The 23,803-nt window shown below is 60.2% G+C and carries 22 protein-coding genes and 1 pseudogene; 4 read left to right on the plus strand and 19 right to left on the minus strand.

Annotated elements, in window-relative coordinates; translation table 11 throughout:
- Positions 1–79 precede the first annotated feature (79 nt).
- Positions 80–1,423 carry a phosphoglucosamine mutase gene (gene glmM / locus ABRP98_RS05460; RefSeq protein ID WP_349857944.1) on the minus strand — a complete coding sequence of 448 codons (1,344 nt, stop codon included), beginning with the start codon at positions 1,421–1,423 and terminating at the stop codon, positions 80–82.
- Positions 1,424–1,618: 195 nt separating this feature from the next.
- Here glmM and ABRP98_RS11800 point away from each other — a divergent pair.
- Positions 1,619–2,044, plus strand: a pseudogene (locus ABRP98_RS11800) (BCCT family transporter); the annotation flags it as partial.
- A gap of 70 nt (positions 2,045–2,114) precedes the next feature.
- On the plus strand, positions 2,115–3,560 hold the full coding sequence (locus tag ABRP98_RS05470; protein WP_502878785.1) for a BCCT family transporter: 1,446 nt from the start codon (positions 2,115–2,117) through the stop codon (positions 3,558–3,560).
- Positions 3,561–3,888: 328 nt separating this feature from the next.
- Here the strand turns inward: ABRP98_RS05470 and rpsI are convergent, their stop codons facing one another.
- The 6 genes from rpsI to eccCa all read right to left on the minus strand — a co-directional run bounded on the left by rpsI (position 3,889) and on the right by eccCa (position 10,859).
- Positions 3,889–4,431 carry a 30S ribosomal protein S9 gene (rpsI, locus tag ABRP98_RS05475; RefSeq protein ID WP_237800669.1) on the minus strand — a complete coding sequence of 181 codons (543 nt, stop codon included), beginning with the start codon at positions 4,429–4,431 and terminating at the stop codon, positions 3,889–3,891.
- Positions 4,431–4,874: a 50S ribosomal protein L13 gene (gene rplM, locus ABRP98_RS05480; protein ID WP_034653789.1), complete on the minus strand. Its 444-nt coding sequence runs from the start codon at positions 4,872–4,874 to the stop codon at positions 4,431–4,433. Before rplM ends, rpsI begins: the two co-directional genes overlap by 1 nt.
- A gap of 385 nt (positions 4,875–5,259) precedes the next feature.
- Positions 5,260–5,547: a WXG100 family type VII secretion target gene (locus tag ABRP98_RS05485; protein ID WP_005277116.1), complete on the minus strand. Its 288-nt coding sequence runs from the start codon at positions 5,545–5,547 to the stop codon at positions 5,260–5,262.
- Between the two features lie 44 nt (positions 5,548–5,591).
- Positions 5,592–5,906: a WXG100 family type VII secretion target gene (locus ABRP98_RS05490; protein WP_284853378.1), complete on the minus strand. Its 315-nt coding sequence runs from the start codon at positions 5,904–5,906 to the stop codon at positions 5,592–5,594.
- A gap of 132 nt (positions 5,907–6,038) precedes the next feature.
- Positions 6,039–7,169, minus strand: a complete 1,131-nt coding sequence (locus tag ABRP98_RS05495; RefSeq protein ID WP_349857949.1) for a type VII secretion-associated protein — start codon at positions 7,167–7,169, stop codon at positions 6,039–6,041.
- Positions 7,170–10,859: a type VII secretion protein EccCa gene (eccCa, locus tag ABRP98_RS05500; protein ID WP_349857951.1), complete on the minus strand. Its 3,690-nt coding sequence runs from the start codon at positions 10,857–10,859 to the stop codon at positions 7,170–7,172.
- Between the two features lie 152 nt (positions 10,860–11,011).
- Here eccCa and ABRP98_RS05505 point away from each other — a divergent pair, with 152 nt between their 5' ends.
- On the plus strand, positions 11,012–12,463 hold the full coding sequence (locus ABRP98_RS05505; protein WP_349857953.1) for a ubiquitin family protein: 1,452 nt from the start codon (positions 11,012–11,014) through the stop codon (positions 12,461–12,463).
- Positions 12,463–13,713 (plus strand): S8 family serine peptidase, encoded by a 1,251-nt coding sequence (locus ABRP98_RS05510; RefSeq protein ID WP_349857954.1) that lies wholly within the window; start codon positions 12,463–12,465, stop codon positions 13,711–13,713. Before ABRP98_RS05505 ends, ABRP98_RS05510 begins: the two co-directional genes overlap by 1 nt.
- Here the strand turns inward: ABRP98_RS05510 and eccB are convergent.
- The 12 genes from eccB to secY form a co-directional block, all read right to left on the minus strand.
- Positions 13,710–14,993, minus strand: coding sequence for a type VII secretion protein EccB (gene eccB / locus ABRP98_RS05515; RefSeq protein ID WP_349857955.1), 1,284 nt, complete (start codon positions 14,991–14,993; stop codon positions 13,710–13,712). The genes ABRP98_RS05510 and eccB overlap by 4 nt on opposite strands.
- 93 nt (positions 14,994–15,086) lie before the next feature.
- Complete coding sequence (gene truA, locus ABRP98_RS05520; protein WP_349857957.1) at positions 15,087–15,968, minus strand: tRNA pseudouridine(38-40) synthase TruA; 882 nt, start codon at positions 15,966–15,968, stop codon at positions 15,087–15,089.
- A gap of 446 nt (positions 15,969–16,414) precedes the next feature.
- Positions 16,415–16,927: a 50S ribosomal protein L17 gene (gene rplQ / locus ABRP98_RS05525; RefSeq protein ID WP_005277082.1), complete on the minus strand. Its 513-nt coding sequence runs from the start codon at positions 16,925–16,927 to the stop codon at positions 16,415–16,417.
- Positions 16,928–16,994: 67 nt separating this feature from the next.
- Positions 16,995–18,005, minus strand: a complete 1,011-nt coding sequence (locus ABRP98_RS05530; protein ID WP_005277080.1) for a DNA-directed RNA polymerase subunit alpha — start codon at positions 18,003–18,005, stop codon at positions 16,995–16,997.
- Positions 18,006–18,119: 114 nt separating this feature from the next.
- Positions 18,120–18,725: a 30S ribosomal protein S4 gene (gene rpsD, locus ABRP98_RS05535; protein ID WP_023016758.1), complete on the minus strand. Its 606-nt coding sequence runs from the start codon at positions 18,723–18,725 to the stop codon at positions 18,120–18,122.
- 21 nt (positions 18,726–18,746) lie between these two features.
- On the minus strand, positions 18,747–19,151 hold the full coding sequence (rpsK, locus tag ABRP98_RS05540) for a 30S ribosomal protein S11 (protein WP_349857959.1): 405 nt from the start codon (positions 19,149–19,151) through the stop codon (positions 18,747–18,749).
- Positions 19,152–19,154: 3 nt separating this feature from the next.
- The gene (rpsM, locus tag ABRP98_RS05545) at positions 19,155–19,523 is read right to left on the minus strand and encodes a 30S ribosomal protein S13 (protein WP_005281309.1); all 369 of its coding nucleotides are present in this window, start codon (positions 19,521–19,523) and stop codon (positions 19,155–19,157) included.
- 197 nt (positions 19,524–19,720) lie between these two features.
- Positions 19,721–19,939 carry a translation initiation factor IF-1 gene (gene infA / locus ABRP98_RS05550; protein WP_003854422.1) on the minus strand — a complete coding sequence of 73 codons (219 nt, stop codon included), beginning with the start codon at positions 19,937–19,939 and terminating at the stop codon, positions 19,721–19,723.
- Between the two features lie 256 nt (positions 19,940–20,195).
- Positions 20,196–20,987, minus strand: coding sequence for a L,D-transpeptidase (locus ABRP98_RS05555; protein WP_349857961.1), 792 nt, complete (start codon positions 20,985–20,987; stop codon positions 20,196–20,198).
- A 63-nt stretch (positions 20,988–21,050) separates the two neighbouring features.
- Positions 21,051–21,848: a type I methionyl aminopeptidase gene (gene map, locus ABRP98_RS05560; RefSeq protein ID WP_349857963.1), complete on the minus strand. Its 798-nt coding sequence runs from the start codon at positions 21,846–21,848 to the stop codon at positions 21,051–21,053.
- A complete protein-coding gene (locus ABRP98_RS05565; protein ID WP_284770188.1) occupies positions 21,848–22,393 on the minus strand; it encodes an adenylate kinase in 546 nt (181 codons plus the stop codon). The genes map and ABRP98_RS05565 overlap by 1 nt, the downstream gene beginning before the upstream one ends.
- Entirely contained in the window at positions 22,393–23,718 is a 1,326-nt protein-coding gene (secY, locus tag ABRP98_RS05570) for a preprotein translocase subunit SecY (protein ID WP_284770189.1), read from the minus strand. The genes ABRP98_RS05565 and secY overlap by 1 nt, the downstream gene beginning before the upstream one ends.
- Between the last annotated feature and the right edge of the window lie 85 nt (positions 23,719–23,803).

The raw sequence follows: 23,803 nt of genomic DNA on the forward strand, positions 1-23,803 counted from the left end.
TCCATATGCGGTAAGTGTGCTCACCTTCATTGGACTGGGGTTTATACCAAATGGTTCCCGGTACTTCTTATTTTCCTGCCTATACCGAGGCGACGACGGCAGAAAGCCTACCCGCCACCTTGCGGGCATGTTCCTCTTCTGCAGCTTCCACCATGACGCGGAACAGCTCTTCGGTGCCAGAGGGTCGGAGCAGGACGCGGCCGGTTTCCCCGAGCTCTTCTTCTGCCTCCACAATGGCTTGTTTGACCTCGGCAGAATCCATGATCGCCGCCTTATTGGATACTGGAACGTTGATGAGCACCTGCGGCAATACGGTCATCACGGAGGCCAATTCCTTCAGGCTCTTTCCGGACTTGGCCATACGCGCCATGATGGAAAGGCCGGTGAGGGTGCCATCGCCGGTAGTGGAGTCATCGGGAAGCACGACGTGCCCGGATTGCTCGCCGCCCAGGGAGAAATCGCCGCGGTGGAGCTCTTCGAGCACATAGCGATCGCCCACCGCCGCGTGGCGGACCTCAATGCCTTGCTCCTCCATGGCAAGCGTCAGGCCCAAATTGGACATGACCGTGGCCACGAGCGTGTTAAAGCGCAGGTCATTGTCTTCCTTCATCCCTACTGCGAGCAAGGCCATGATCTGATCGCCATCGACGACATTGCCTTCGGCATCGACGGCGAGGCAGCGGTCCGCATCGCCATCGTGGGCAAGGCCCAAATCGGCACCATGCTCGAGCACCGCTGCCTGGGCTTTTTCAATATGGGTAGAGCCACAATTTTCGTTGATATTAAAGGCATTGGGCCGGTGGTAGATCGGGATGACCTCAGCGCCTGCTGCTTCATAGGCGCTCGGAGCAACCTTTGAGGCCGCGCCATTGGCCGTATCCACGACCACCTTAATGCCGCTCAAGTCAGCGGATACGACTTCCTTCAGGTGCGCTAGATAGCGCTCACGGCCATCGGGCGCCTCCGAGATAATGCGGCCCAGCTTGGTGCCCGTCGGGCCCTCCTCAACGAGGTTATCCATCGCGGCCTGAATCTTATCTTCCACACTATCCGGCAGCTTCTTGCCGCCAGCGGAGAAGAACTTAATGCCGTTATCTGGCATCGGGTTATGGGAGGCAGAGATCATCACGCCGAGATCTGCACCATAATCATCGGTCAAAAAGGCGATAGCTGGGGTAGGAAGCACCCCCACGCGCACAACGTCCACGCCGCGAGACGCCAAGCCTGCGGCGATAGCGGCATCGAGCATTTCGCCCGATACGCGGGGGTCACGGCCGATGATTGCCAAGGGGCGGCGCTCATAAGATTCGCGCTGCGCAGTAAAGACCTCTGCAGCCGCTTGTCCCAGCGTCAAGGCCAAAATGGGAGTCAGCTTTTTATTCGCGAGGCCGCGAACTCCATCGGTTCCAAATAGTCGAGTCATGCAGACAATTATGCCTTGTTAGTCCCACCCGTTGCATGTTTGGGGCATCGGCAAGCAGGCCAGTTGGGTAACCAACATCACGAAAAATGTCCTTGTGGTGAAAAGGAAAATTTACTTAAAGTCGTACTTTTTGGCATTTATATGAAATTATTAGCTAGGTTATACTTCACTCTTTTGCCCTAGAGAGGATCAACGATGAACGAACCTAGATCTTCAGGTGACAAGTCACCTGAAACTACCTCGCAGAAGGCTCGCTCAGCCATTGCTAAAGCCGCTTCTGGGGAACGCGCTATTCATCCAGCCCTCATTCCCGGAGTAAGTGTCGAAAACACCCGCGCAGATTTCAAGACCAATAAAACCGTCTTTGCGGTGGCCTTGGCATCAACAGTTGGCATTATCCTGTGGGCCATCATCGCCCCAGATAACCTGGCCAACACAGGAAGCACCATGCGGGCATGGGTCGTCCAAAACTTTGGATGGCTATTTACGATCATCATGATTGCCACCACGGCATTCCTGCTGACGATCGCCATCGCCCCAACCGGCAAAATTAAGCTCGGCGCCGATGATTCCAAGCCTGATTTCTCCCGGAACGCCTGGATCGCCATGCTCTTTGCCGCCGGTATGGGAATCGGCTTGGTCTTCTACGGCCCGATGGAGCCACTTGCCCTATTCTTGACTCCACCGCCGTATCTCTCCACCGCCGTATCTCTCCAGTGTCGAATCCGGCAGCCAAGAAGCCACCCTTCCTGCCTTTGCCCAGGCGGTTCTGCACCACGCTACGTTGCCGTGGATGATCTTCGCGCTGGTGGGCGGCGCGCTTGCCTATGCTGCTTATCGACGCGGCCGCATCCCGCTCATTTCCTCGCTATTTGAACCCCTCATTACGGATTCGAATAACCGGGTATTTGGAAAGATCGTCGATATCTTCGCAGTGTTGGTCACCCTCTTCGGCACGGCGACCTCGCTGGGTATCGGTGCCCTGCAGATCCGTACGGGTACCTCTATCCTTACCGGCAAGCCCCTCGAAGGCAACGGAATCATGGTGGTGATCATTACGATCCTCACCATCCTTTTCATTCTTTCCGCAATGTCCGGCATCAAGCGCGGCATCCGCATCCTGTCCAATATCAACATGGGCCTGGTCATCGGACTCGCGGTCTTCGTGCTCATCACTGGGCCGACGCTCTACATTCTGGACCTGCTTCCCGCCTCCCTGCTGCAGTTCTTCAAGCACTTCGAAGACATGATGTCCCTGTCGGCCTCCCAGGGTGAACCGGAAAAGGAATTCGTCACCGCATGGACCATGCTGTACTGGGCGTGGTGGATTTCTTGGTCGCCCTTCGTCGGCATGTTCATCGCGAAGATTTCCCGCGGGCGCACCATTCGCGAATTCGTCTTCGTCATCATGCTCGTGCCCACCACCCTTTCGCTTTTCTGGTACGTCATCTTTGGTGCCACCGCAATCAAGACCCACCTGGACGGAGACGGAATCGAGATCGAAGGTTCCGGCGAGAATGTGATGTTCGATCTCATGAGATCGCTACCGCTCTCTAGCATCACCACGGTCATCGTCCTCCTCGCTGTGGTGGTCTTCTTCAATACGGCTGCTGACTCCGCTACCAACGTCATGGGCTCCATGTCCCAATCAGGTCGACCAATCCCCTCGACGTCGATTTCCGTTATTTGGGGCGTTGCCCTGGGTGGCATTTCCTTGTCCCTGCTGCTCATCGCCGGCAAGGATGCCCTGAGCGGCCTGCAATCCATCATGGTCTCCAGTTCGCTGCCGTTTACCTTCATCCTCATCGGCATCATGGTGGCCTGGGGCAAGGACTTGGCACGCGATCCTGCAATACTGCGCAGGAAATATGCCCATGCCGCCATTGAGCGCGGCACCCACTTGGGCCTCCAAGAACACAATGGCGACTTCGTCTTCAGCTCTTCTGCCGTTCCAGAAAACCACGGTGCTGGGGCTGAAATTGAAAACGATGACCCGTACCTCCACGAGTGGTACACCATCAACGCATCGGATGAGTACCTCGCAGAGCAGGCAGCCCTCCGCGAAGAGCGCCGCGCCGAGCTCAAGGACTTTGCACAGAAGAAAATCAAGGGCAAGGACGCAGAAGACGATGAATAATCTCCCTGCCTAACCGGCCTTCTCCTCTAGGCTCTAGGTCCCTAGCCTGCCTCCATCGCGCTGCGCATTAGCGCTCACCGCGATGAGAGGCGGGCTTTTCTCTGTCCCTACAGTCCGTGGCGCGCTGCGGCGTGCGAGCGCTTCATCGCGACCCGAGCTGAGCGCCTTTGTCTCGCGCAAGGCTAAGCCTCAAGAGGCCGGCCAGGCGGGGTTTGGCCGGCCCAACCGAAAGGGACACCGCCAAGAGCGATAAAACGACAATGCCGCCGCCTCCCAGAATGGGAAGCAGCGGCAATGTATGGCGCTTGCGCGCGCAGTAGAAGCGAGATTAACGCTTGGAGTACTGCGGTGCGCGACGTGCCTTGTGCAGACCAGCCTTCTTACGCTCAACTGCACGAGCGTCACGGGTGAGCAAACCAGCCTTCTTCAGGGCGGAGCGATCAGCCGGGTTGTAGATGTTGAGTGCACGAGCGATAGCCAGGCGCAGGGCACCGGACTGACCGGTTGGGCCACCACCGTTAACGGTGACCTTCAGGTCAAACTGGTTCTCACGGTCCAGCAGGGTCAGCGGGGTGAGGATGTCCTGCTGGTGCAGCTTATTCGGGAAGTACTCAGCGAACTCGCGGCCGTTGACCACGATCTGGCCGGAGCCAGCAACGAGGCGAACGCGAGCGACGGCGCGCTTACGGCGACCGACGGTCTGAATTGGGCCCTCGTGAACCGGAGCAGCGGCCTCAACCTCTGCCTCGGTCTCAGCGTTGGCGCTAGCCAACGAATCACCGATGGTGTTGGTGAACTCTTCGGTAGCGGCGCTTGCTGCAGCGATGTCAGCAGCCTCGGCTACATTGTTGTCGATGTTCTGCTCAGCCATTACTGTGCCACCTGCTTAAACTCGAAGGTTTCCGGCTTCTGACCGGCGTACGGGTGCTCATCGCCTGCGAAGACGTGCAGCTTCTTGATGGAAGCGCGGGAGAGCTTGTTGTGCGGCATCATGCCGGCAACAGATTCTTCGATAACGCGGACCGGGTTGGCGTCCAAAGACTGACCCAGGGTCATGGACTTCAGACCGCCCGGGTAACCGGAGTGGCGGTAGCGCATTTCGCGGTCGCGCTTGGTGGAAGAAACGTGAATCTTGTCAGCGTTGATGATGATGACGTGGTCACCGGTGTCAACGTTGGGCGCGAACTGTGGCTTGTGCTTGCCGCGCAGCAGGTCTGCCACGGTGGAAGCAAGCTTGCCCAGCACCACGTCAGTAGCATCGATGACGTACCACTTGCGGGTGATGTCACCGCTCTTTGGGTGGAAAGTAGACAAAATGACTCCTTGAAAGTCTGTCTCGGAACTGCCGGCCAGCGCTAAGCATCCATTCGCTTCCCAACAGCGGCCGGTGGAGACCTGCGGGAAGCGCTTCGCCAGCTGCTTGCCGACGAGCGAACACATAGGGCTACAACTTTAGCTGCTGCCGGAGTAAAAGACCAAAACGCCGAAACCGGTACCTTCTCAGAAAGAAAAGGTACCGGTAAAAGAGATTCTAGGCGGCAGTTTCTGTGGTTGATTTCTGCGGTTAGCTTCCGTGATTAGCGCGGTGAGGGGACGGCGGCTGCGTTCGCCTCCTGCCGGATGGATACGGGCACAGGCACCGCTCGTCCCTCCTACCGCGCTTGAAGAAGCAGGCTAGTTAGATACCGCCAACAGTGCCTTAGCCCCAGCTAGCGGCGGCGCGACGGTTGACATCGCTCATAGCGTCATTGCCCTGAGAGACGGTCTTGGAGATGGTTGCCAGCACAGTATTGAGTTCTTGTGCCGCCTTATCCCACTTGGCCTGCGCCTGGTTATAAGCCACTGCGGATTCACCTTCCCAGGTGCTCACCATGGGCTGGAGGCGGGATTTGAGGTCAGCCAAGGTGCTGTTGATGCGGCCGGAGGTGGCGTTGATATCAGCTGCGGCAGAAGAGATGGCGCCGAATTGGTACTTGATCTCGGACATGTGGAAAATGGTTCCTTTCGAAATTGCTGGTGGAGGTGGCTGGGTTACAGGGCTAGGCCGCCGCCAACATTGGAGAAGGCCTGAGTGTTTTCGGCTTCGACGTTGTCAAAGTTGCGGGCATTGCTGCGGATGTTTTCAGAAATCGAGGTCAATGCCTCGCGCAGCTGCTGTGCGGAGGTGTTGTAGCGCTGCATCAAGTTATCGAATGAAACCTGCGCCTGGCCGGCCCAGCTGCCGCGGACAGAATCCACTACACCCTGTAGGCGGGTGAGCTCGCCTTGGACTTCGTCATTGGTGTTATCCACACGGCCGGCAGTGGAGACCATGACATCGGCTTGTGTCTTAAAAGTCTGAGACATAACAGTGCGCCCCTCCTTAGGGCGGGAAGAGATGTTGAGTGTGTTTTCCCCCGAAAAAGCTTCTGTGCTTTCTCACCGTTATTGGACTGAGCTCAGGGCCATATGGTTCCCAGTAAGTTAAAACTTTTCTGTTTATTTCTTACTCAGGGACTCGGTGGCCATCCGGCACGCGGCTTTTTGCACGGCATTGGCGTTATGACGGGTATGGCACCCCACCGACATGTGGTGTCCGGTATCTTCCCAGATGGTCCATTCCACAACGGAGCCATCGCCGGGGTCTTCTATATAGTGCAAACGCCCTGCGTCCTCGGATACATCGCGCAGTTCCGGATCCCTATCCACCTGCGCTTTTATTTCATCAAAGAGCGCCTTGGCCGGAACGTTAAAAAGCGAGTCCGACGCTAAGAGGATCCTTAAATCAGGGTCTTTTCCTGAGGCGGTAACCAGTCCTTCCTCCACGGTGGCTTGAAATCCGGTGGGAAGGACAACGGAGAGCCCTTCAATATCGAGGCGTTTTTCGCCTGGGTTGAGCCCGCCATCGCTGCCATCGCTACCACCGGTTTCTTCCGCCGGCACGGATTCGGCGGCACTCGCAGCGGTGGTGCTTCCGGCAGTAGTACCGGTCTCGCCATCGTCTTCATCATTAGACGCATTCGCGCCCATAGCCCACCACGAGGCCCCAACGACGGCAAGAATCACCACGACGATCGCGACGTGGAACATATCGATGGCACCTATCCAACCGCGCAGCTTATCGCCCCACCGCGTGCCTGCTTCCTGCCCCTTGCCTGCTCGCGGGCCAGTTCCAGTTCCGGCTCCGGGTCCGGCTTCAGTCCCTGCCTCCGGAGCCGCTTCCGCGCGTTCCATGGGGACATCCATCTGGGCGGTGGGCGCGGATTCTGGGGCGGCCGCAACCGATTCAGTACCTCGTGCTGGAGTTGATTCCGCTGCGTGCGACACATCCTGCTGCTGCACGCGGGCGCCGGCTACATCGAGCTGGCGGGTCAGGATGGTCACCGCTTCCCGGGAGATAGCGGTGCCCGAGGGATCCGCGATGACGGATATGTCCACGTCCGGCCAAGCTGATCCGGCGATCTTCGCAATCTGGTCCATGACGTGGCCTAAGGCCTTGCCTTCTACGATGCCGGTTCCAGCGAGATCGTAGCGGTACACGGTTTCCGGGCCTTCAAAGACGGTGGCCGCATCCATGACGGTCACCGTAATTGTTGCCGGTGGCGCGGATGTAGGCGTATCTGTAGACATTTATTCTTTTCCTTCCCCATAGACCACCTGGGCAATTCCCAGGTTTTCGCCGCGGATGCTCCACTGCCCGCGCCCGGGCGGCTGGTGGCTGGGCTTGAGCCCAAAGATGGTGCCTTCGTCGCGGTCGGCATCGAAAAGCAGGAATGCTGGCTGCAGGTCGCGCACCGCGGAAAAGAATTGGCCAAACAGCGCCCGTCCGATGCCGCCGGATTTTCGGGCGATTACCATGTGCAAGCCGATGTCCCGCGCGTGCGGCAGGAGATCGATTAAGGGTGCCAGCGCGATATCGCTCACCAAGTCCGCATCATCAATCACCACATAAATATCCGGACCCTCCCACCAATCGCGGGCGGCGAGTTGCTCTGGGGTGATATCCGGCCCTGGCAAGCGTTGTTCCAGCGTGCGCACGGTATTGACGATTGCCTCCTGCGCACTTGATTGCGTCGCGGCATAGGCCGCCACCATGTCCTGATCCAGCGTGCCCAGGTGAGCACGGCGCTGATCGATGACCACCAGTCGCGCCTCCTCCCGCGGAAGGCTACTAACCCCGCGCATTATCTGTGCCAAGAAATTGGACTTGCCGCAGCCCTGGGCGCCGATGGCAACTAGGTGCGGTTCGCGCTCCGGATTCCACGCCAAAGTGGAAAGGTCGCGCCCGCCGATGCCCCACGGGATGCCACCAGTAGGTGCTTCGCCATGGGCGGCGAGCGCCTCTGGGGTTAGAACCGCGGGCAGCATCTTCAACCGCGGTGTGGGAACGGCGTTAGCATGCACGCGGCAGATATGGGCAATGTCTTGATTCGAGGTGTGGGCGAGCAGCATATTTTCGCCGGCCTGTGTCAGTCCCCTGCCCGGCGCGCTGGGCAGTTTTTGCTGCAGCTTGCGGTCAATGAGGGAATCGAGCGCCTCACCCAAGCGCAGCTCGAGGCGGTGGGCTATGAGATCCCTAATCGCCGGGCGCATCGTGGTCCACCGGGAGGTCGCGATGACGACGTGGACATTGGCGGAGGCGCCGTCCGCAACGATATCCGTGATGGACTCAGCTATATCCTCAAACTCCGCGTTGGACGGGCCGATGTGGTGCCAGCCGTCGATAATCAAGAAGGTCTCGCGCGATTCCGGACGGCGAATAAACCCGGCGACCTCGTCTACGATGCGGCGGATCTTCTCGCCTTCCTCGCGCCCGGCTACCCCGGCAACGTGCGGTAGCCGGTCTAGGGCGGTTAGCTGCCCGCCGCCCAAGTCGATGACGTAAAAGCGGATATCTTCCGGCCACAGGTGCAGCGCCAGGGAGGAGACTATCGTCCGCAGCGCGCCAGACTTGCCGGATTGCGGTCCCCCGCACAAGGCAAGGTGGCCGCCGTGTTGGTGAAAATCGATGACTAATTGGTCTTGCCGCTGGTAGTAGGGTCTATCGATGATCCCAATTGGCGCAGACAGTTCCGCTGCGGTGGACTCCGCGCCCTCCATATCGAGGGACGATAGTTCAATAACCGGTGGCAGCGGAGGTAGCCAGATGCGGTGGGCCTCTTGGCCGCGTGCGGCAGCCTCTTCGCCGGCGGCGCGAACCACCTCAGTAAGAACCGATGTGGATTCATCCATTACCACCGCAGGAGAATTCTGTACAGCGGCATCGTCCTTCGCCCATCCCGTAAAAAGCTCCACCCGGCGCGGCGGGCCGGATTGATTACCTTCCAGGTCCGTGGCCGCGTGCATCCCCGCGCCAGGTGCAGCCCGGCGCGCGAGCGGCCCTGATACGTAGGAGGCCTGAAACCGGGTGAGTTCCTCGGCATCGGATTTCAGGTAGCCGGCGCCGGGTTGGCCGGGGAGATGATACGCGTCGGTCACGCCAAGGACCTGGCGGGATTCGGCGGAGGAAAAGGTTTTGAGGCCGATTCTGTAGGACAAGTGGGAATCTAGCCCCCGCAATCGCCCTTCCTCGAGCCTTTGGGAGGCCAAAAGCAGGTGCACGTGGAGGCTGCGCCCCAGGCGCCCAACGGCAACGAAAAGCTCGGCGAAGTCGGGGTGTTGGCCCAAGAGCTCGGAAAATTCGTCCACGACGATGACCAGCGCCGGTAAGGGTCCGTAGTCCCGCACGGCATCTGCAGAGGCATTGTACTCGCCCACATTGGCAAAGTTGCCGGCGGTGCGCAGGAGCTCTTGACGGCGGTTCATCTCCCCGGAAATGGCGTCATACATGCGCTCTACCAGGGTGGATTCCTCTTCAAGGTTGGTAATGACCGCGGAGGTATGCGGCAGGCGGTCACAGCCTAGGAAGGTCGCACCACCCTTAAAATCCACCAGCACCAAATTGAGTTCATCTGGGCTATGCGTGGCCGCCAGTGCGGTCACCAGGGTGCGCAGGAGCTCAGACTTGCCACTGCCCGTTGCCCCGATGCACAGGCCATGTGGACCCATTCCCCCATGCGCGGATTCTTTGAGATCCACGGTCACCGGCTGCCCAATGGAATCGATGCCGATGGGCACCATGAGCCGAGAGGTGCCGTCGCGCCCGTGCCACATGCCGCTTGCGGCCAACTCATCCACGCCGCTATAACCAAGCAGCCCCAGCAAATCATTGCCCCGGCGCCCGGAGGTGCTATCGGGTCGGCGAAAGACCGCCATCCGGCGGGCCATAATCGTGGCCGCGGCAGTGCCCAAATAATCGGGTGTGCCCAGTTCTTCCACGCCCGCGGCCGTCACCGCCTGCAGGGTATCCGCCGCGACGAGGCACAAGCCCTCTTGTTCTGCGCGCAGGCTCAACGCAGACGATGGCGCACCGCCTACCTCAATGACGGTGGTATAGGAATCGCCGTGGAAGAAGTCTTCGGTGCCGGTGGTCAGGAGGGCATCGACAAGCACAATGCGAAACCGCGCCTTGTCCGGCTCCCGGGTGTGCGGCAGCCATTTTAGCCACTCCCACTCGACGCCAATAGCCTCGATCCCGATGGTCTCGGGGCCGTGCGCCAGGGCTAACTGCATGACGAGGGCGCGCACCGTATCGCGAGCATTATCGCCGGTAAAGGATAAAAACCTAAAAGCCTGCAATTGGATAACCACCGGCATATCGGGCACGGTGCCCACCGCCTTGATGGCCTGGCGCATGCTCACCGCACAGACCGGGTCTAGGTCCTCGGTGGCACCGGAATCCGGGACGTTGATGGGCGTGCACAAGGTGGTGGGACCGGTGCCCACACGCACCTCCAAGGCATCTGGATCATCGGGCCCTCGCTCCCACATGCGCCGCGAGCCCACCAGCGGTTCCAGCCCTGCCGGATCCGGGTGTCGGTACAGCTCGTGCGCGCGCTGCGCACCGGCATTATCCAGGGCCTTTTCCCGCAGCGCCTTAATGTGACGCAAGTAAGTCCGCCGGGTTTCATCCGGGTCCTGCCCGCTATTTTGCGGCCCAAACATCATGGCCATGCTGGCCAGCATCATGAGCGGAAACATCAGGGATACCGGGCTGATATGCCGCGAGTCCCCCGCGCCCAGCACCATCAGCGCCACCATGCCCAACATTGCGGCAATCATCACGATGGGCAGTAGCAAGCGCACCAAGGGCACCGGCTGTGGGCGCACCGCTTCTGGAACTTCTTCTGACTCGATGGTGCCGGTGGGAAGCGGCGGTGGCGCGTCCCTGAGCGGCACGGTCAATGGCTCCACGATGTGGGTTTCCCCGATCCCAAGCATGGGTAAAATCCTCCCCCGATCCACACGCTTAGCGCTCTTGGCCCCCTGCCAAGATTCCCCGCGCTGCGGTGGACACGACGCCACCAGTAAGCCACAATATGTGGCATTGGGCAAGGGGGACGCCCACAATCATGAGACAATTCGGGGGAATTATGACCGCTCCAACGGCGCATCACCTGCGCCTTACCATCCGCATCCACGCAGATTCCTTCCACAAGGAAGCAGACGTAGCATTGCCGTTAAGCTCCAGCCTGGGCGAGCTCACGGCAGAACTTACTGACCTTGTCGATGCACCCGCGATCGCCTCGCCATGGCGCGCCAGCACGGCCTCCGGGCGCACCATCGACCTCACCGCACCGCTTGCCGCCACGCCGCTTACGGAAGGCTCCATCCTGGTGCTCGCCCCGCGCGAGGAGCGGCCCGCGCCCGTCATCCGCGATGCCGCCGAATCCCTTGCAGCCCAAAGCCACGACGACACCACTTGCGCCATCCCGATCGTCTGGGCGTGGACTGGCCTTGGTGCGGCCTTCGCCGTGGCCTGGGTGCTCTCGCTCCCGGCGGTGGCCTGCGCCGGGCTTGCCGTCGCGGCCTTCGTGCTCGCCCTGTGGACGCGCGCGCTATCCCTCGTCATGCTGACCCTGACGGCAGGGGCGGCGAGCGGATGGGCGCTTATTTCGCCCGCGCTTGCCGATGCCCCCTATGCCGCCCTCACCGCCAGCGCCACCCTCCTCGTGGCCTTATTAGCCTGCCACCTCACCCGGCTGAGCACCGTACGGATAACCTCTGGCGCGCTCACCATCGCCGGGTTAGTGCTCATAGCGGCCGTGAGCTACCTGCTTCCTGGACTGAGTGGAAATTCGGGCATCGGCACGAGCCACGGCACCGCGGCGGCCGCGGGCACCGTTATCGCTGGAGTCATTTTGCTTGCCACCGCCCCCGCGCTGACCATCGCCACCGCGGGGCTCAAGGTGCCGCAATTGCCCACCGCGGGCCAAGACCTCGCCGTCTCGGATGAGCGCCAGCCCGACGTAGCCGATCGCGCCACCCGCGCCGGGTACGCCTACGAGGGCATCTGCTGTGGAATCGCGCTTTGCCTCATTCCAGCGCTAATCGCGCTCAGTTTCACCGGCACGGGCACCCTCGTAGCCACAGACGGCACCGTAGGTGACGCGGGGTCCGCTGCTCCTACCATCGGCTCTCGCATCGCCGTGCTTTGCGGCACCGGTTTAACCGGGCTCGGCTTCGTCCAAGCGCTCTGCGTCTCTGTTGCCGGAACGGTGGTCATGCACGCCGCGCGTCACGGTCGCGTGCTTGCCCGCTGGGCGCTCATGCTCGTCGCCATGGTTGCTTGCCTCACTGCCTGTCTGTGCGCCGTGCACGCGATTGCCGCCGATGGGCTTGCCGGTGCCTGGGCGCCGACGGTGGTCGCCACTCTCCTGCTTGCCGCGATGCTCAGCGCCCCACTGTGGGCGGCCAAAATGAGCGAGGTGGAACCAACGACCATCGCCTGGTTTGAACGCCTTGAGTCCCTGACTATCGCCGCCTGCCTGCCGCTTGCCGCGCACCTCGCCGGGATCTTCGAGCTCATTCGGGGGCTGGGATAATGCACCACACTCACTCACGCCGTTCTTTTGCACTACCTAGGTTTAGCGGCAGTTCTGGAATTACTGCTTGCGCGCTTACCGCGTGTGTCCTCGCCGGAACCGGAGGCTTCATCACAGGAGCTCCCACCGCTCCCATCGCAAGCGCGCGGGAACCGGACCGGGAATGCGCCACCGCGCATCCATCTCCCCTAGCGCCAGAACCTTCCGAGGACCAGCGCGCCTACCGCTCCCAACTGCATTCCTTTGCCACGGGCCAAGGTGTAACGGTAGCCGTCATCGATACTGGGGTTGCCCATCACGAACAGCTGCCGAATCTTACTACAGGCGCGGACCTGGTCACTCCGGAAGAACCGGATCCGCACCGGGATTGCGACCTACACGGCACCGTCGTAGCCGGCGTCATCGCAGGCCACGATATCGGCATCGCCCCGCGCGCCGAGCTCCGCGCCATCCGCCAAACCAGCGCGCATTATCGCCAATACGGTGACACGGCCGGCGACGCCGATGAAGACAGCACCACCGGTTCACTCGACACGCTGGCCCGCGCCATCGAGCATGCCGTGGAAGACAACGCCCGGGTGATCAATATTTCCATCGTATCCTGCGTTCCAGAGAGTACCGCTCAACGCATCGATAGTTCCCGGTTAGATGAGGCACTTAACCGCGCAGAAGATGCCGGTGCCGTAGTCATCGCTGCCTCCGGCAATATTTCCTCCGGTACCTGCGAAGAAGGCGACCACGTCTTTCCCGCGGACTCACCGACCGTACTATCCATTAGCGCCCAAGAGGATGCCCACGCACTTGCAGAATACTCGCTCACGCCCGCCGATGGCCCACAACTATCCGCCCACGGATTTGTGCCGTTAGCGCTGAACCCCGCCGGTGGCTGGGCAGACGGAAAGAACCAAGAGGATTCCCTGGCGCAGTTCCACGGCACCTCCTTCGCAGCACCGGTAGTCAGCGGCACCGCCGCCTTAATAGCCGAGCGCTACCCAGACGCCAGCGCTGCCGATATACGCCAACGGCTCCTCTCTGCCGGCGAACCCGGCAACGGTTTCATCGATCCGCTCGCCGCCCTTACCCATATCGATGGCGAGTACGCCGCACCCGCGCGCGATCTCACCATCCAACCCACCAAAGAGGAACACTCCTCCGCAGCGAGCCGTGCCGGTTGGGTGCTCGGCGGGTTAGTCCTGCTGCTGACCGGCCTGGCGGTTGCCCGCGGGCTTCGCCGGCCCAAGTCCGCCTAGCGGCTGACCTGTAGTGCTTCGTCTCGGTCCAAGCGCGAGGCCTCTGGCAAAAGCCGGATGATTTCCCACGGAACCTCGGCTCCTATGCCAGTGCCGAGGGCCTCCAAGAGTTCTTTGTTATCGACCGCATGGCGCTGCCCCGTCGGCGAGACAACGTGATAGCCATGCCCGGTATCCACGCCAACTCCTCCGGCCGATAGCCCACCAAAACGATCCGCTACGCCTTCACCGGCGAGCGCTACCGTTCCGGGGTTCTCAGTCACCATCGCTGCCCCACCGTCGCTATCGGCACACATCCAGCCTTCATCTGGGTCAACGAAGTCGAAGGTGGTGGCGGGCAGGCGGAAGTTTAAGGGGGCATCGGCAAGCGCGCCTACCTCTTGTGGTGAGGCTTCTTTGCGCGTCGCACCGTAGCTAACCAGTATGTCAGCCTGAGTGGCGGAGAGCTCGGCGACGCCGTCGTCCGTCCGGGCCCACTGACCCTGCCCGGTATCCATAATGTCCGGCAGCGGATCGGGAAACGTAAGCGGCGGCTGCTCCGCAAAGGCATTGAGCAACTCCGCGGGGACGGGCCAGGAATGGGTGCTCCCGTCGATGCCAATCCCGCGGCGGATGACCCGGCCCTCCGTGCTCTGCGCATCGGGCAAGCGCACGCGCCCGTCCGCGGTGAGCAGCCACTGCACACCATCCGTTTCTGCGAGCGCGGCGCGCTCCTCCCCAAAACCCTCCTGCGGCGGATCCGCCACCACGATGACCTCTTCTTTGGCTACTTGTTGGCCATCGATGCTGGTGGGATTATCCGCGGGCTGCTCATCGTGCTCGGCAAGGCACGCCGCCCACGAGCGCTGCGGTGTCTCGCCCGGGGCAGCCAGATACCCGGGCGCATCCGAAATCCCCACCGGCGTGCCTAACGAGGCCTCGCGCAAATGCTCGTCCCCAATGGTCTGTGCCTCGGCCGCCTCGCCGGCGATAATCCGCGCGGAAGAGAGATTGTAGACGGGGTGATACGTATCGTTGACGTCCACGAAGAGCTGGCCCTGCTCCGAGCGCACGATGGGCGCATCCCCTGGCTGCGGGCTCGGCTGCAACCAGGCCAAAAGACCAGAGCCGACCGCCAAAAAGGCCACGCCTACTCCGCCGAACATCATCGCCTTGCGGCGGCGGGCCAGCGGATCGTGGATCATGCGGGTATCGCCCAATACGAGCCCGTGTTCCACGCGGCGGCGTAAAAATTTATGGCCCGAGACTTGGGCCTTGGTCGTTGGCAATGGACGTGCCATGAATTTCCCCCCGAAAATTCCCCGAAAAGTCTAAATAAACCCAGACCTCAGGCTAGCGCAGGCGCCACGGCCCTGCCACTTGGCAGCGTGTGCTCACAGAACGGTGCGCTTTTCTCGCGTCACGTCTGCCCGCGCGGACATTTCGCTGGGTTCCGGGTAATCCACCTGGACTAAAGACAGGCCCTTCGCTGGTGCCACCGGGATGCGGGAGGAGCGCTTTGTCTCCTGCCGCAAGGCCGCGGCGAAGTCGACGTTCCTGCGGCCTTCCCCAACACTTAAGCAACAACCCACTAAGGAGCGGACCATCGACCAGCAGAAGGCATCCGCGGTCACTCGGGCTTCAAAGAGCTGCGGTTCCTCCTGCGTCGATACATCCCGCCAGCTAAATTCCTGTAATTCGCGAATGGTGGTGGCATTTGGCTTGGCCTTGCAAAAGGCCGCAAAATCGTGCAAGCCCACCAAGACGTTGGCCGCGTCCTGCATGGCATCGATATCTATCGGTTTGAACCATTCGGCCGTATCGCGCGCCCTTGTCGGCAACGCACCCCGCTGGCTAGTGGTTATCCGGTACACATAATGCCTGCGCAGCGCGGAAAATCGGGCATCAAAACCGTCTGGCGCGAACTCGCAGCCATGCACCCGAACGTCTTCCGGCAACAACTTGGCAAGCCTGCGCACCAACTTCCCGGGATCATTTGCTACGGACCGTTGCTCCAGCATCTCCTGCGGCACATCCACGTGCGCCACCTGCCCGCGAGCATGGACGCCCGCATCCGTACGCCCAGCTACCGTCAGCGGTACCTCCGTGCGAGCGATCATTGCTAGCTGCTCCTCGAGCACGCCTTGGACGGTACGCAGTCCGCCCTTTTGCTTGGCCCAACCGTGAAAATCCGTGCCGTCATAGGCCAGATCTAACCGGAGCCGAACGAATCCTTCTGCTGGTCCCTCATCTGCGATCGGTGCTGCTTCAGTCATGGTGGACCTAATGCTACCGGAGGCATCGGCGAGTTCCCGAAATGTGCAACCTCTCCTGCTACACCTCCCCTGTCCGTTTTGAGCAGAAAATGCAATATCTGAAGGCCGTATTTGCTCAGTTATTGCAGTGGAGGATGCGCATAGGAGGTTGAGCGTAGGAGGTTGTACATAGGTGTCGTTGTGGATTGGAAGTTGCGGGGTCCGCTGCATGGCGAAGTCGCACGATCGAGCGGGACGAGGGAGTGGGACGACGGAGCGGGACGAGGGGGCGGGACGACGGAGTGGGACCAAGTACCCGAGGCTCCAAGTTCAAAACGACAAAAGCCGCCTCCCCTGTCTCTTCGTAAAGAGAATGGGAAGGCGGCGATTATGCGCTACATCTGCGAGTAGGGACTGCAATCCACGCAGGGCGTTAGGGCCTGCGCGAATTCAGTGGCCGAGGGAGATTACTTCTCCTCGGACTCCTCAGCAGAGGTGTTCTCAGCAGCGGTGTCCTCGGCCGGAGCTTCGGTCTCCGCAGCCTCGTCTGCCTGAGCTTCTTCAGCCTCAGCGGCCTTGGAAGCGGCAGCGCGGGTAGCGCGGTTAGCCTCGGAGGTCACGGTCTCCTCAAGAACGAGGGAGATCTGGGACATCGGGGCGTTGTCACCGGTGCGGTTGTCCAGCTTGATGGTGCGGGTGTAGCCACCCTCACGGTTCTCAAACTTCGGTGCAACCTCGTCGAACAGGTGAGAAACAACATCCTTGCGCGGGATGAGCTTCAGCACTGCGCGGCGGTCAGCAATCGTGCCGGACTTAGCCTTGGTGATGATCTTTTCGACGTACGGGCGAAGAACCTTCGCCTTGGCATCGGTGGTCTTGATGGCGCCGTGCTCGATCAGGCTAGCTGCCAAGTTGCTCAGCATGTGAGCTTGCTGCTTGGCGGAGCCACCGAGACGGGCACCCTTCTTCGGGGTAGGCATTGTTTACTCCTCGTGTGCGGTAAAAGTTGAGCGCGCGGCAACGAGTGCCGCAGTTCAGGGTGATTCTTTACTCGGAATCGTCCGCAGCCGGGTCCTTGAAGTCACCGGTTTCTGCGTCGTAGCCCTCGAGCTGGGTGGGGTCGAAGTCCTCAGGGGTGTCCTTCAGAGCAAGGCCCAAGTTAGCCAGCTTGATCTTTACCTCATTAATCGACTTCTGACCGAAGTTGCGGATATCCAGCAGGTCGGACTCGGTGCATTCTGCAAGCTCGCCGACGGTGTGGATTTCCTGACGCTTCAGGCAGTTGTAGGAGCGAACGGAGAAGTTCAAGTCCTCGATAGGCATGCCGTAGGCGGCGATGTACTCGGTCTCCTGCGGGGAGGGACCAATCTCGATGCCTTCGGCTGCGTTGTTCAGCTCGCGTGCCAGGCCGAAGAGTTCGACCAAGGTGCCACCGGCAGAAGCCAGGGCGTCGCGGGCAGAAATCGAGTTCTTGGTTTCGACGTCGATGGTGAGCTTGTCAAAGTCGGTGCGCTGCTCAACACGAGTAGCTTCGACCTTGTAGGAGACCTTCAGCACTGGGGAGTAGATCTGGTCGATTGGAATACGGCCGATTTCCCCAGAAGTTGCGGCAGCCGGGACGTAGCCACGGCCGCGCTCGACGACGAGCTCAATGTCCAGCTTAGCGGTGTCATTCAGCGAAGCGATGTGCAGATCCGGGTTGTGGATCTCCACGCCAGCCGGCGGCTGGATATCGCCCGCGGTGACATCACCAGGGCCTTCCTTGCTCAGGTACATAACCACCGGCTCATCGGAGTCGGAGGACAGGACCATGCTCTTGATGTTCAAGATGATCTCGGAAACGTCTTCCTTCACACCGTTGATGGTGGTGAACTCGTGGAGCACACCATCAATCTTGATGGAGGTTACCGCTGCGCCTGGGATGGACGACAGCAGGGTGCGACGCAGCGAGTTACCGAGGGTGTAGCCAAAGCCCGGCTCGAGCGGTTCGATGACGAACTTCGAACGAGACGAGTCGATGAATTCCTCGGTGAGCTGAGGACGCTGGGAAATGAGCATTGCAATTCTCCTTTTCGGCGACCGCTATTTGACGCCGGTAGAGGGGGTAAAAATCTTGAGGTTGAAGATTCCTGATGGACCGCGTGGCCTTGAAAGCCCGTGCGGTATAACAGTTTACTTCGAGTAAAGCTCGACGATGAGCTGCTCTTGCAGCGGAATGTCGATCTGAGCGCGCTCGGGCAACTGGTGCACGAGGATGCGCAGCGTATCAGGAACGACCTGCAACCATGCCGGTACGTTGGCATCGATAAGAGCGTCCTGAGCGTCTTCGAACCATTCCATCTTCTGGGAACGCGGGCGGACATCGATGATGTCGTACTGCGTAACCCGGTAGGACGGGATGTTTATGTTCTTGCCGTTCACGGTGAAGTGACCGTGAGAAACGAGCTGGCGAGCCTGGCGGCGGGTGCGTGCCAGACCTGCGCGGTAAACTACGTTGTCCAGGCGGGTTTCCAGAAGGATGACTAGGTTGTCACCGGTCTTGCCTGGGAGGCGGTTAGCCTCGGTGTAGTAGCGGCGGAACTGACGCTCCAGCACACCGTAAGTGTACTTTGCCTTCTGCTTCTCCTGGAGCTGCAGCAGGTACTCAGATTCCTTGATGCGGTTGCGGCCAGCCTGTCCCGGAGGGTACGGGCGGCGCTCGAATGCCATGTCTCCGCCGACCAAGTCGACGCGAAGACGGCGGGATACGCGGGTAGCGGGGCCAGTGTAACGAGCCATTTTCTTACCTCTTTCCTTCCCTTAAACCTTGCGACGCTTGGTCGGACGGCAGCCGTTGTGCGGCTGTGGAGTTGCATCCGTGATCGAGGAAACCTCGAGGCCTGCAGCCTGCAGGGAACGGATGGCGGTCTCGCGGCCGGAGCCCGGACCCTTAACGAATACGTCAACCTTCTTCATGCCGTGGTCCATTGCCTTGCGTGCGGCGCTTTCAGCGGCCATCTGCGCAGCGAACGGAGTGGACTTACGGGAACCCTTGAAGCCAACGTGGCCGGAGGATGCCCAAGAGATAACAGCACCGGTCTGATCGGCGATCGAGACGATGGTGTTGTTGAAGGTGGACTTGATGTATGCGTGGCCCAGAGCCACATTCTTCTTGACGACGCGACGGCCGGAACGGCGTGCGCCGGAACGAGTCTTTGGAGGCATGAACTACTTCTTCTTTCCTGCGATCGTCTTCTTCGGGCCCTTACGAGTACGCGCGTTGGTCTTCGTACGCTGACCGCGTACCGGCAGACCACGACGGTGGCGCAGACCCTTGTAGCTTCCGATTTCAATCTTGCGACGAATATCAGCCTGAACCTGGCGGCGGAGGTCACCCTCTACCTTCCAGGAGCCTTCAATTGCGTCACGCAGTGCCGAAACCTGTTCATCTTCCAGGTTGTCGGTGCGCAGGTCAGGAGAAATGCCAGTCTTTTCTAGCAATTCCTTGGCACGGGTTGGACCGATGCCGTAGATGTAGGTGAGAGCGACCTCCATACGCTTATTGCGTGGGAGGTCAACACCAGCTAGACGTGCCATAAGGCGTGTCCTTTCGGGTTGTTACGGCGGTTTTCTCCCCATCCGTCCCGCTCCATGCAACGCTTCGCCCGGACCGTGCCGGGGATCCTTGGGTTGCTTACCAGTGCGGGCTCAGGCCACCGTAGCCTGAGGTGTACAGGACAAAGCTGTGTTTCACAAAGCCCAGCTTCGGCCTTGGGTGAGGAGGCTGACTGTGTTTACTTGTAGCGGTAGACGATGCGTCCGCGGGTCAGGTCATAAGGAGACAGCTCTACGACGACGCGATCCTCCGGGAGGATGCGGATGTAGTGCTGACGCATCTTACCGGAAATGTGTGCAAGAACCTTGTGCCCATTGTCGAGCTCGACACGGAACATTGCGTTTGGCAAAGGCTCGACGATGCGACCCTCTACCTCAATTGCGCCTTCCTTAGCCATAACCTCTACTTTTCTGGCGACAGACAAGTACCTGTCACCTGCATGTTTGTTGTCTACTGCGGTGGTGCAAGCCAACCAGACCTACTGGCGCTATACACCGTCAAACCAGCATACGCTGCAGCGACACGATTTCCAAACCGTACGCGTTTTCCTAAATTCCCAACCTCTAGAAAAACTAACTTAACCCTCGCGCTCAGTTCTAGAATCCAGAACCAAGCACGAGGGCGGGCGCGTTTTCGCGGTGAACTACACCGGGTTAGTAGATGTAGACCTTGTCACCAATTTGGACATCATTCCAGTAGCGAACCGCTGCATCGTACGGCAAGTGGACACAACCGTTGGAGTCAACGTTGGTGTTGTCCAGGTGGAAAGCGTGGCCGTTATTGGTGAAGTAGATGGAGTACGGCATCGGCGCGTTGTTGAACTCGCGGGAGATTTCGTCCTTCACCTTGCGGTTGACGTGGAAGGTACCGCGCGGGGTTTCCTCGCCCACCATGCCAGCAGACATGGATGGGGAAATGTAGGAAACATCGCCGCCTTCCTGCAGCCAGGTGCGGCGGCCATCAAGGTCGACGCAGATCTTGGCGTCTGCTGGGCAGGAGCCGCGGTCGAATTCGTTGGCGCGGCGCTGCTCCTCCGCACGGCGTGCCGCTTCTTCAGCCTTCGCCTTTTCTTCCGCAATCTGCTGTGCGTGTGCACGCTCAGCATCCTCGCGAGCTTGGCGTGCTTCCTCGTTCTTCTGCGCCACGAGGCCCGGGAAAAGGAACTCCAGTGCGCTGTCCACTGCGGACTGCACATTCGGCGCCAATTCTGGGGCGTACTTCTCAGCCTGATCCAGGATGTCAGTGCGGCTCTGCCATGCCTGGTCACGGGTCTGGCCCTGGAAGTTATCAACCTGCTGCTGGGCCTGCGCGGTGAGCTGATCAAGATTAGGGAGTTGCTGAGCAGAAGCTGCCGGGGCGCCGGCAATGGTGCTCAATGCCATGACACCAGCCACTGCTGGTGCAGCAACGGTGGCACTTAACTTGCGGAGGCTGAATTTAGACATAGTGGTGAGTATAAACCTTTCAGGGGATTATCGCCTAGTTTAAGAGGCGATTTCTAGGAATGTTTATCCGGAGCGCCTAGTGAGAATGCGGGGGCCGTCCGCCGTCGCGGCTACCGTATGCTCCCAATGGGCGGCAGTCGAGCCATCCAGCGTGACCACCGTCCAATCATCTTCCAGCACCGCACTATCGACGGTGCCCAAGGTGAGCATGGGTTCGATGGCTAGCACAGAGCCTTCCTGAATGAGGGGCCCGCGGCCAGGCTTTCCCTCATTTTCCAAATAGGGTTCTTCGTGCATGGTCCGGCCAATTCCATGGCCGCCATAACCGTCCACGATATAGAGGGACACGCCAAACTTTTCTTCGGCGCGGTAGGTTGCCTGCTCCAAGGCGTGGGAAACATCCGTGAGGCGGTTGCCCGGGACCATCGCTTGCAGTCCTTCCATGAGCACCCACTCGGTCGCCGCGTTCAACGCCGCAACGTCTGGGTTCGGTTCACCGATGGGAAAGGACCACGCGCTATCTCCTACCCACCCATCGAGCGTGGCACCGCAGTCGATGGAGAGGAGGTCGCCATCGACAAGCACGGTCTTCGCATCTGGAATCCCGTGCACGATGACATCATTAACGGAGGAACAAATGGAGCCCGGAAAGCCCTCGTAGCCCTTAAAGGTAGGGATGGCACCGGCTTCGCGGATGGTCTGTTCCGCCACCGCATCGAGCTCCAGCGTGCTCACTCCCGGCGCCGCGGCGGCGCGAACTGCCTGCAGCGCCTTGCCGACGATCTCGCCAGCCGCCTGCATGGCATCCAGCTCGCCTGCGGTGCGGGCGGGGATGCGCTTGGTGCGGCGCCGAAAAGCCATTACTTGCCCAGCGCTTCCATGGCGCGGGCGTTGATCTCTTCGACGGAGCCTTCTGCTTTAATGGGGATGATGGCATCGCCGTAGTGCTCGATGAGCGGGAAGGTCTCATCGCGGTAGACGCCAAGACGGGTGCGGATGGTTTCCTCGTTATCATCGGCGCGGCCGCGGGCCATCATGCGCTCAACAACGACGTCTTCAGAAACCTCGAAGTTCAATACGCCATCGAGCTTTTCACCCTTCTTGGACAACAGCTCTTCCAAGATGTCTGCCTGCTCGGTAGTGCGCGGGAAACCGTCCAAGAGGAAGCCGTTCTTGGCGTCGTCTTGGCTGAGGCGCTCTTCCACCATGCGCGCGGTGACATCGGTAGGCACGAGCTTGCCGGCATCAATATAGGACTTCGCCTCAATACCGAGAGGAGTTCCATCGCCGATATTGGCACGGAAGAGATCGCCGGTGGAGATGTGCGGGACGCCGAGCTTTTCGCTCAGGATTGCCGCTTGGGTGCCTTTGCCAGCACCGGGAGGGCCGAGAAGTACAAGACGCATTATTTCAGTAGTCCTTCGTAGTTGGATTGGAGAAGTTGGGATTCAATTTGCTTGACCGTGGTCAAGGCCACGGAGACCATAATCAAGATGGCCGTACCGCCAAAGGCGGAGGTGCCGTTGGCAGAAGAGTGACCAACGCCAAGGTCCAGCAGGATATTCGGCAGGATGGCGATCAACGCCAAGTACAGGGCCCCGACGCTCAGCAGGCGGTTCATGACAAAGCCGAGGTACTCCGCGGTGGGGCGGCCCGGGCGGATTCCTGGGATGAAGCCACCGTACTTCTTCATGTTATCGGCTTGCTCGGCGGGGTCGTACTGCACCGAGACGTAGAAGTACGCGAAGAAGATGGTCAGCAGGAAGTACAAGACGATGTACTGCCAGGACGACGGCGCCTGCAGGTGCGCGATGACATTGCGCTGCCACCAGTTATCCGGGGTGTGTACGGAGCTGGAGTTTACGATCTGCGTAATCAGCACCGGCATATAGATAAGCGAGGAGGCGAAGATGACCGGGATAACGCCGGCCTGGTTGACCTTGAGCGGCAGGTAGGTAGAAGAACCACCGTACTGGCGCCGGCCCACCATGCGCTTGGCGTATTGCACCGGTATGCGGCGCTGGCCCTGCTCGATGAAGGTAATGCCGACGACCAGAACAATGAGACCGGCCAGCACCATGGCGAATACCATACCGCCGTTGTTTTGCAGGATGTTCATGCCATCGGTAGGCAGGCGTGTCGCAATACCGGCGAAAATGAGCAGGGACATGCCGTTGCCAATGCCCTTTTCCGTAATCAGCTCGCCCATCCACATCACGAGGACGGCGCCGGAGGTCATCGTCACCACGAGCAGGATGAGGGTGAAGAAGTTGCGGTCTTCCGCCAAGACCGGCACGCCCTGGCCCAGCAGCTGCTCACGGTCCGCCAATGCGACGATGCCGGAGGATTGCAGCAGCGCCAAGGCGAGCGTGAGGTAGCGGGTGTACTGGGTCATTTTCGCCTGCCCAGACTGGCCTTCCTTCTTCAGTTGCTCAAAGCGCGGGATGACCACGGTCAGCAGCTGCACGATGATGGACGCCGTAATGTAGGGCATGATGCCGATGGCGAAGATCGACAGCTGCAATAAGGCGCCACCAGAAAACAGGTTAATCACGGAGTACAGGTCTCCAGATTCTTCTGTCAGCTGACGCAGGCGTCCTGCAATTGACGCGTAATCTACACCCGGCGACGGGATCTGTGCACCGATGCGGTACGCAATGATCATCACGATGGTGAAGACGATCTTCTTGCGTAGGTCGGCATCCTTAAAAGCCTGCAAAATGGCGGACACTACAAAATCCTCCTGGCCTACCGCTGTCACGCGCGAATCTATGGATTCCTAACGCAGCAACACACGGAGGTGGACACTCTATGGC

It is taken from the genome of Corynebacterium sp. KPL2838, assembly GCF_040225455.1.
Taxonomy (GTDB): Bacteria; Actinomycetota; Actinomycetes; order Mycobacteriales; family Mycobacteriaceae; genus Corynebacterium; species Corynebacterium rhinophilum.

What these genes read in the sequence shown, in the direction of transcription:
- truA (WP_349857957.1), bottom strand. Translation starts at nt 15,968, where the DNA reads ATGACTGAAGCAGCACCGATCGCAGATGAGGGACCAGCAGAAGGATTC.
- rpsK (WP_349857959.1), bottom strand. Translation starts at nt 19,151, where the DNA reads ATGCCTCCAAAGACTCGTTCCGGCGCACGCCGTTCCGGCCGTCGCGTC.
- ABRP98_RS05555 (WP_349857961.1), bottom strand. Translation starts at nt 20,987, where the DNA reads ATGTCTAAATTCAGCCTCCGCAAGTTAAGTGCCACCGTTGCTGCACCA.
- ABRP98_RS05505 (WP_349857953.1), top strand. Translation starts at nt 11,012, where the DNA reads ATGACCGCTCCAACGGCGCATCACCTGCGCCTTACCATCCGCATCCAC.
- ABRP98_RS05490 (WP_284853378.1), bottom strand. Translation starts at nt 5,906, where the DNA reads ATGTCTCAGACTTTTAAGACACAAGCCGATGTCATGGTCTCCACTGCC.
- rplQ (WP_005277082.1), bottom strand. Translation starts at nt 16,927, where the DNA reads ATGCCTACCCCGAAGAAGGGTGCCCGTCTCGGTGGCTCCGCCAAGCAG.
- eccCa (WP_349857951.1), bottom strand. Translation starts at nt 10,859, where the DNA reads ATGCTTGGGATCGGGGAAACCCACATCGTGGAGCCATTGACCGTGCCG.
- glmM (WP_349857944.1), bottom strand. Translation starts at nt 1,423, where the DNA reads ATGACTCGACTATTTGGAACCGATGGAGTTCGCGGCCTCGCGAATAAA.
- eccB (WP_349857955.1), bottom strand. Translation starts at nt 14,993, where the DNA reads ATGGCACGTCCATTGCCAACGACCAAGGCCCAAGTCTCGGGCCATAAA.
- map (WP_349857963.1), bottom strand. Translation starts at nt 21,848, where the DNA reads ATGGCTTTTCGGCGCCGCACCAAGCGCATCCCCGCCCGCACCGCAGGC.
- ABRP98_RS05495 (WP_349857949.1), bottom strand. Translation starts at nt 7,169, where the DNA reads ATGTCTACAGATACGCCTACATCCGCGCCACCGGCAACAATTACGGTG.
- rpsI (WP_237800669.1), bottom strand. Translation starts at nt 4,431, where the DNA reads ATGGCTGAGCAGAACATCGACAACAATGTAGCCGAGGCTGCTGACATC.
- ABRP98_RS05510 (WP_349857954.1), top strand. Translation starts at nt 12,463, where the DNA reads ATGCACCACACTCACTCACGCCGTTCTTTTGCACTACCTAGGTTTAGC.
- rpsD (WP_023016758.1), bottom strand. Translation starts at nt 18,725, where the DNA reads ATGGCTCGTTACACTGGCCCCGCTACCCGCGTATCCCGCCGTCTTCGC.
- rpsM (WP_005281309.1), bottom strand. Translation starts at nt 19,523, where the DNA reads ATGGCACGTCTAGCTGGTGTTGACCTCCCACGCAATAAGCGTATGGAG.
- infA (WP_003854422.1), bottom strand. Translation starts at nt 19,939, where the DNA reads ATGGCTAAGGAAGGCGCAATTGAGGTAGAGGGTCGCATCGTCGAGCCT.
- ABRP98_RS05530 (WP_005277080.1), bottom strand. Translation starts at nt 18,005, where the DNA reads ATGCTCATTTCCCAGCGTCCTCAGCTCACCGAGGAATTCATCGACTCG.
- ABRP98_RS05565 (WP_284770188.1), bottom strand. Translation starts at nt 22,393, where the DNA reads ATGCGTCTTGTACTTCTCGGCCCTCCCGGTGCTGGCAAAGGCACCCAA.
- ABRP98_RS05485 (WP_005277116.1), bottom strand. Translation starts at nt 5,547, where the DNA reads ATGTCCGAGATCAAGTACCAATTCGGCGCCATCTCTTCTGCCGCAGCT.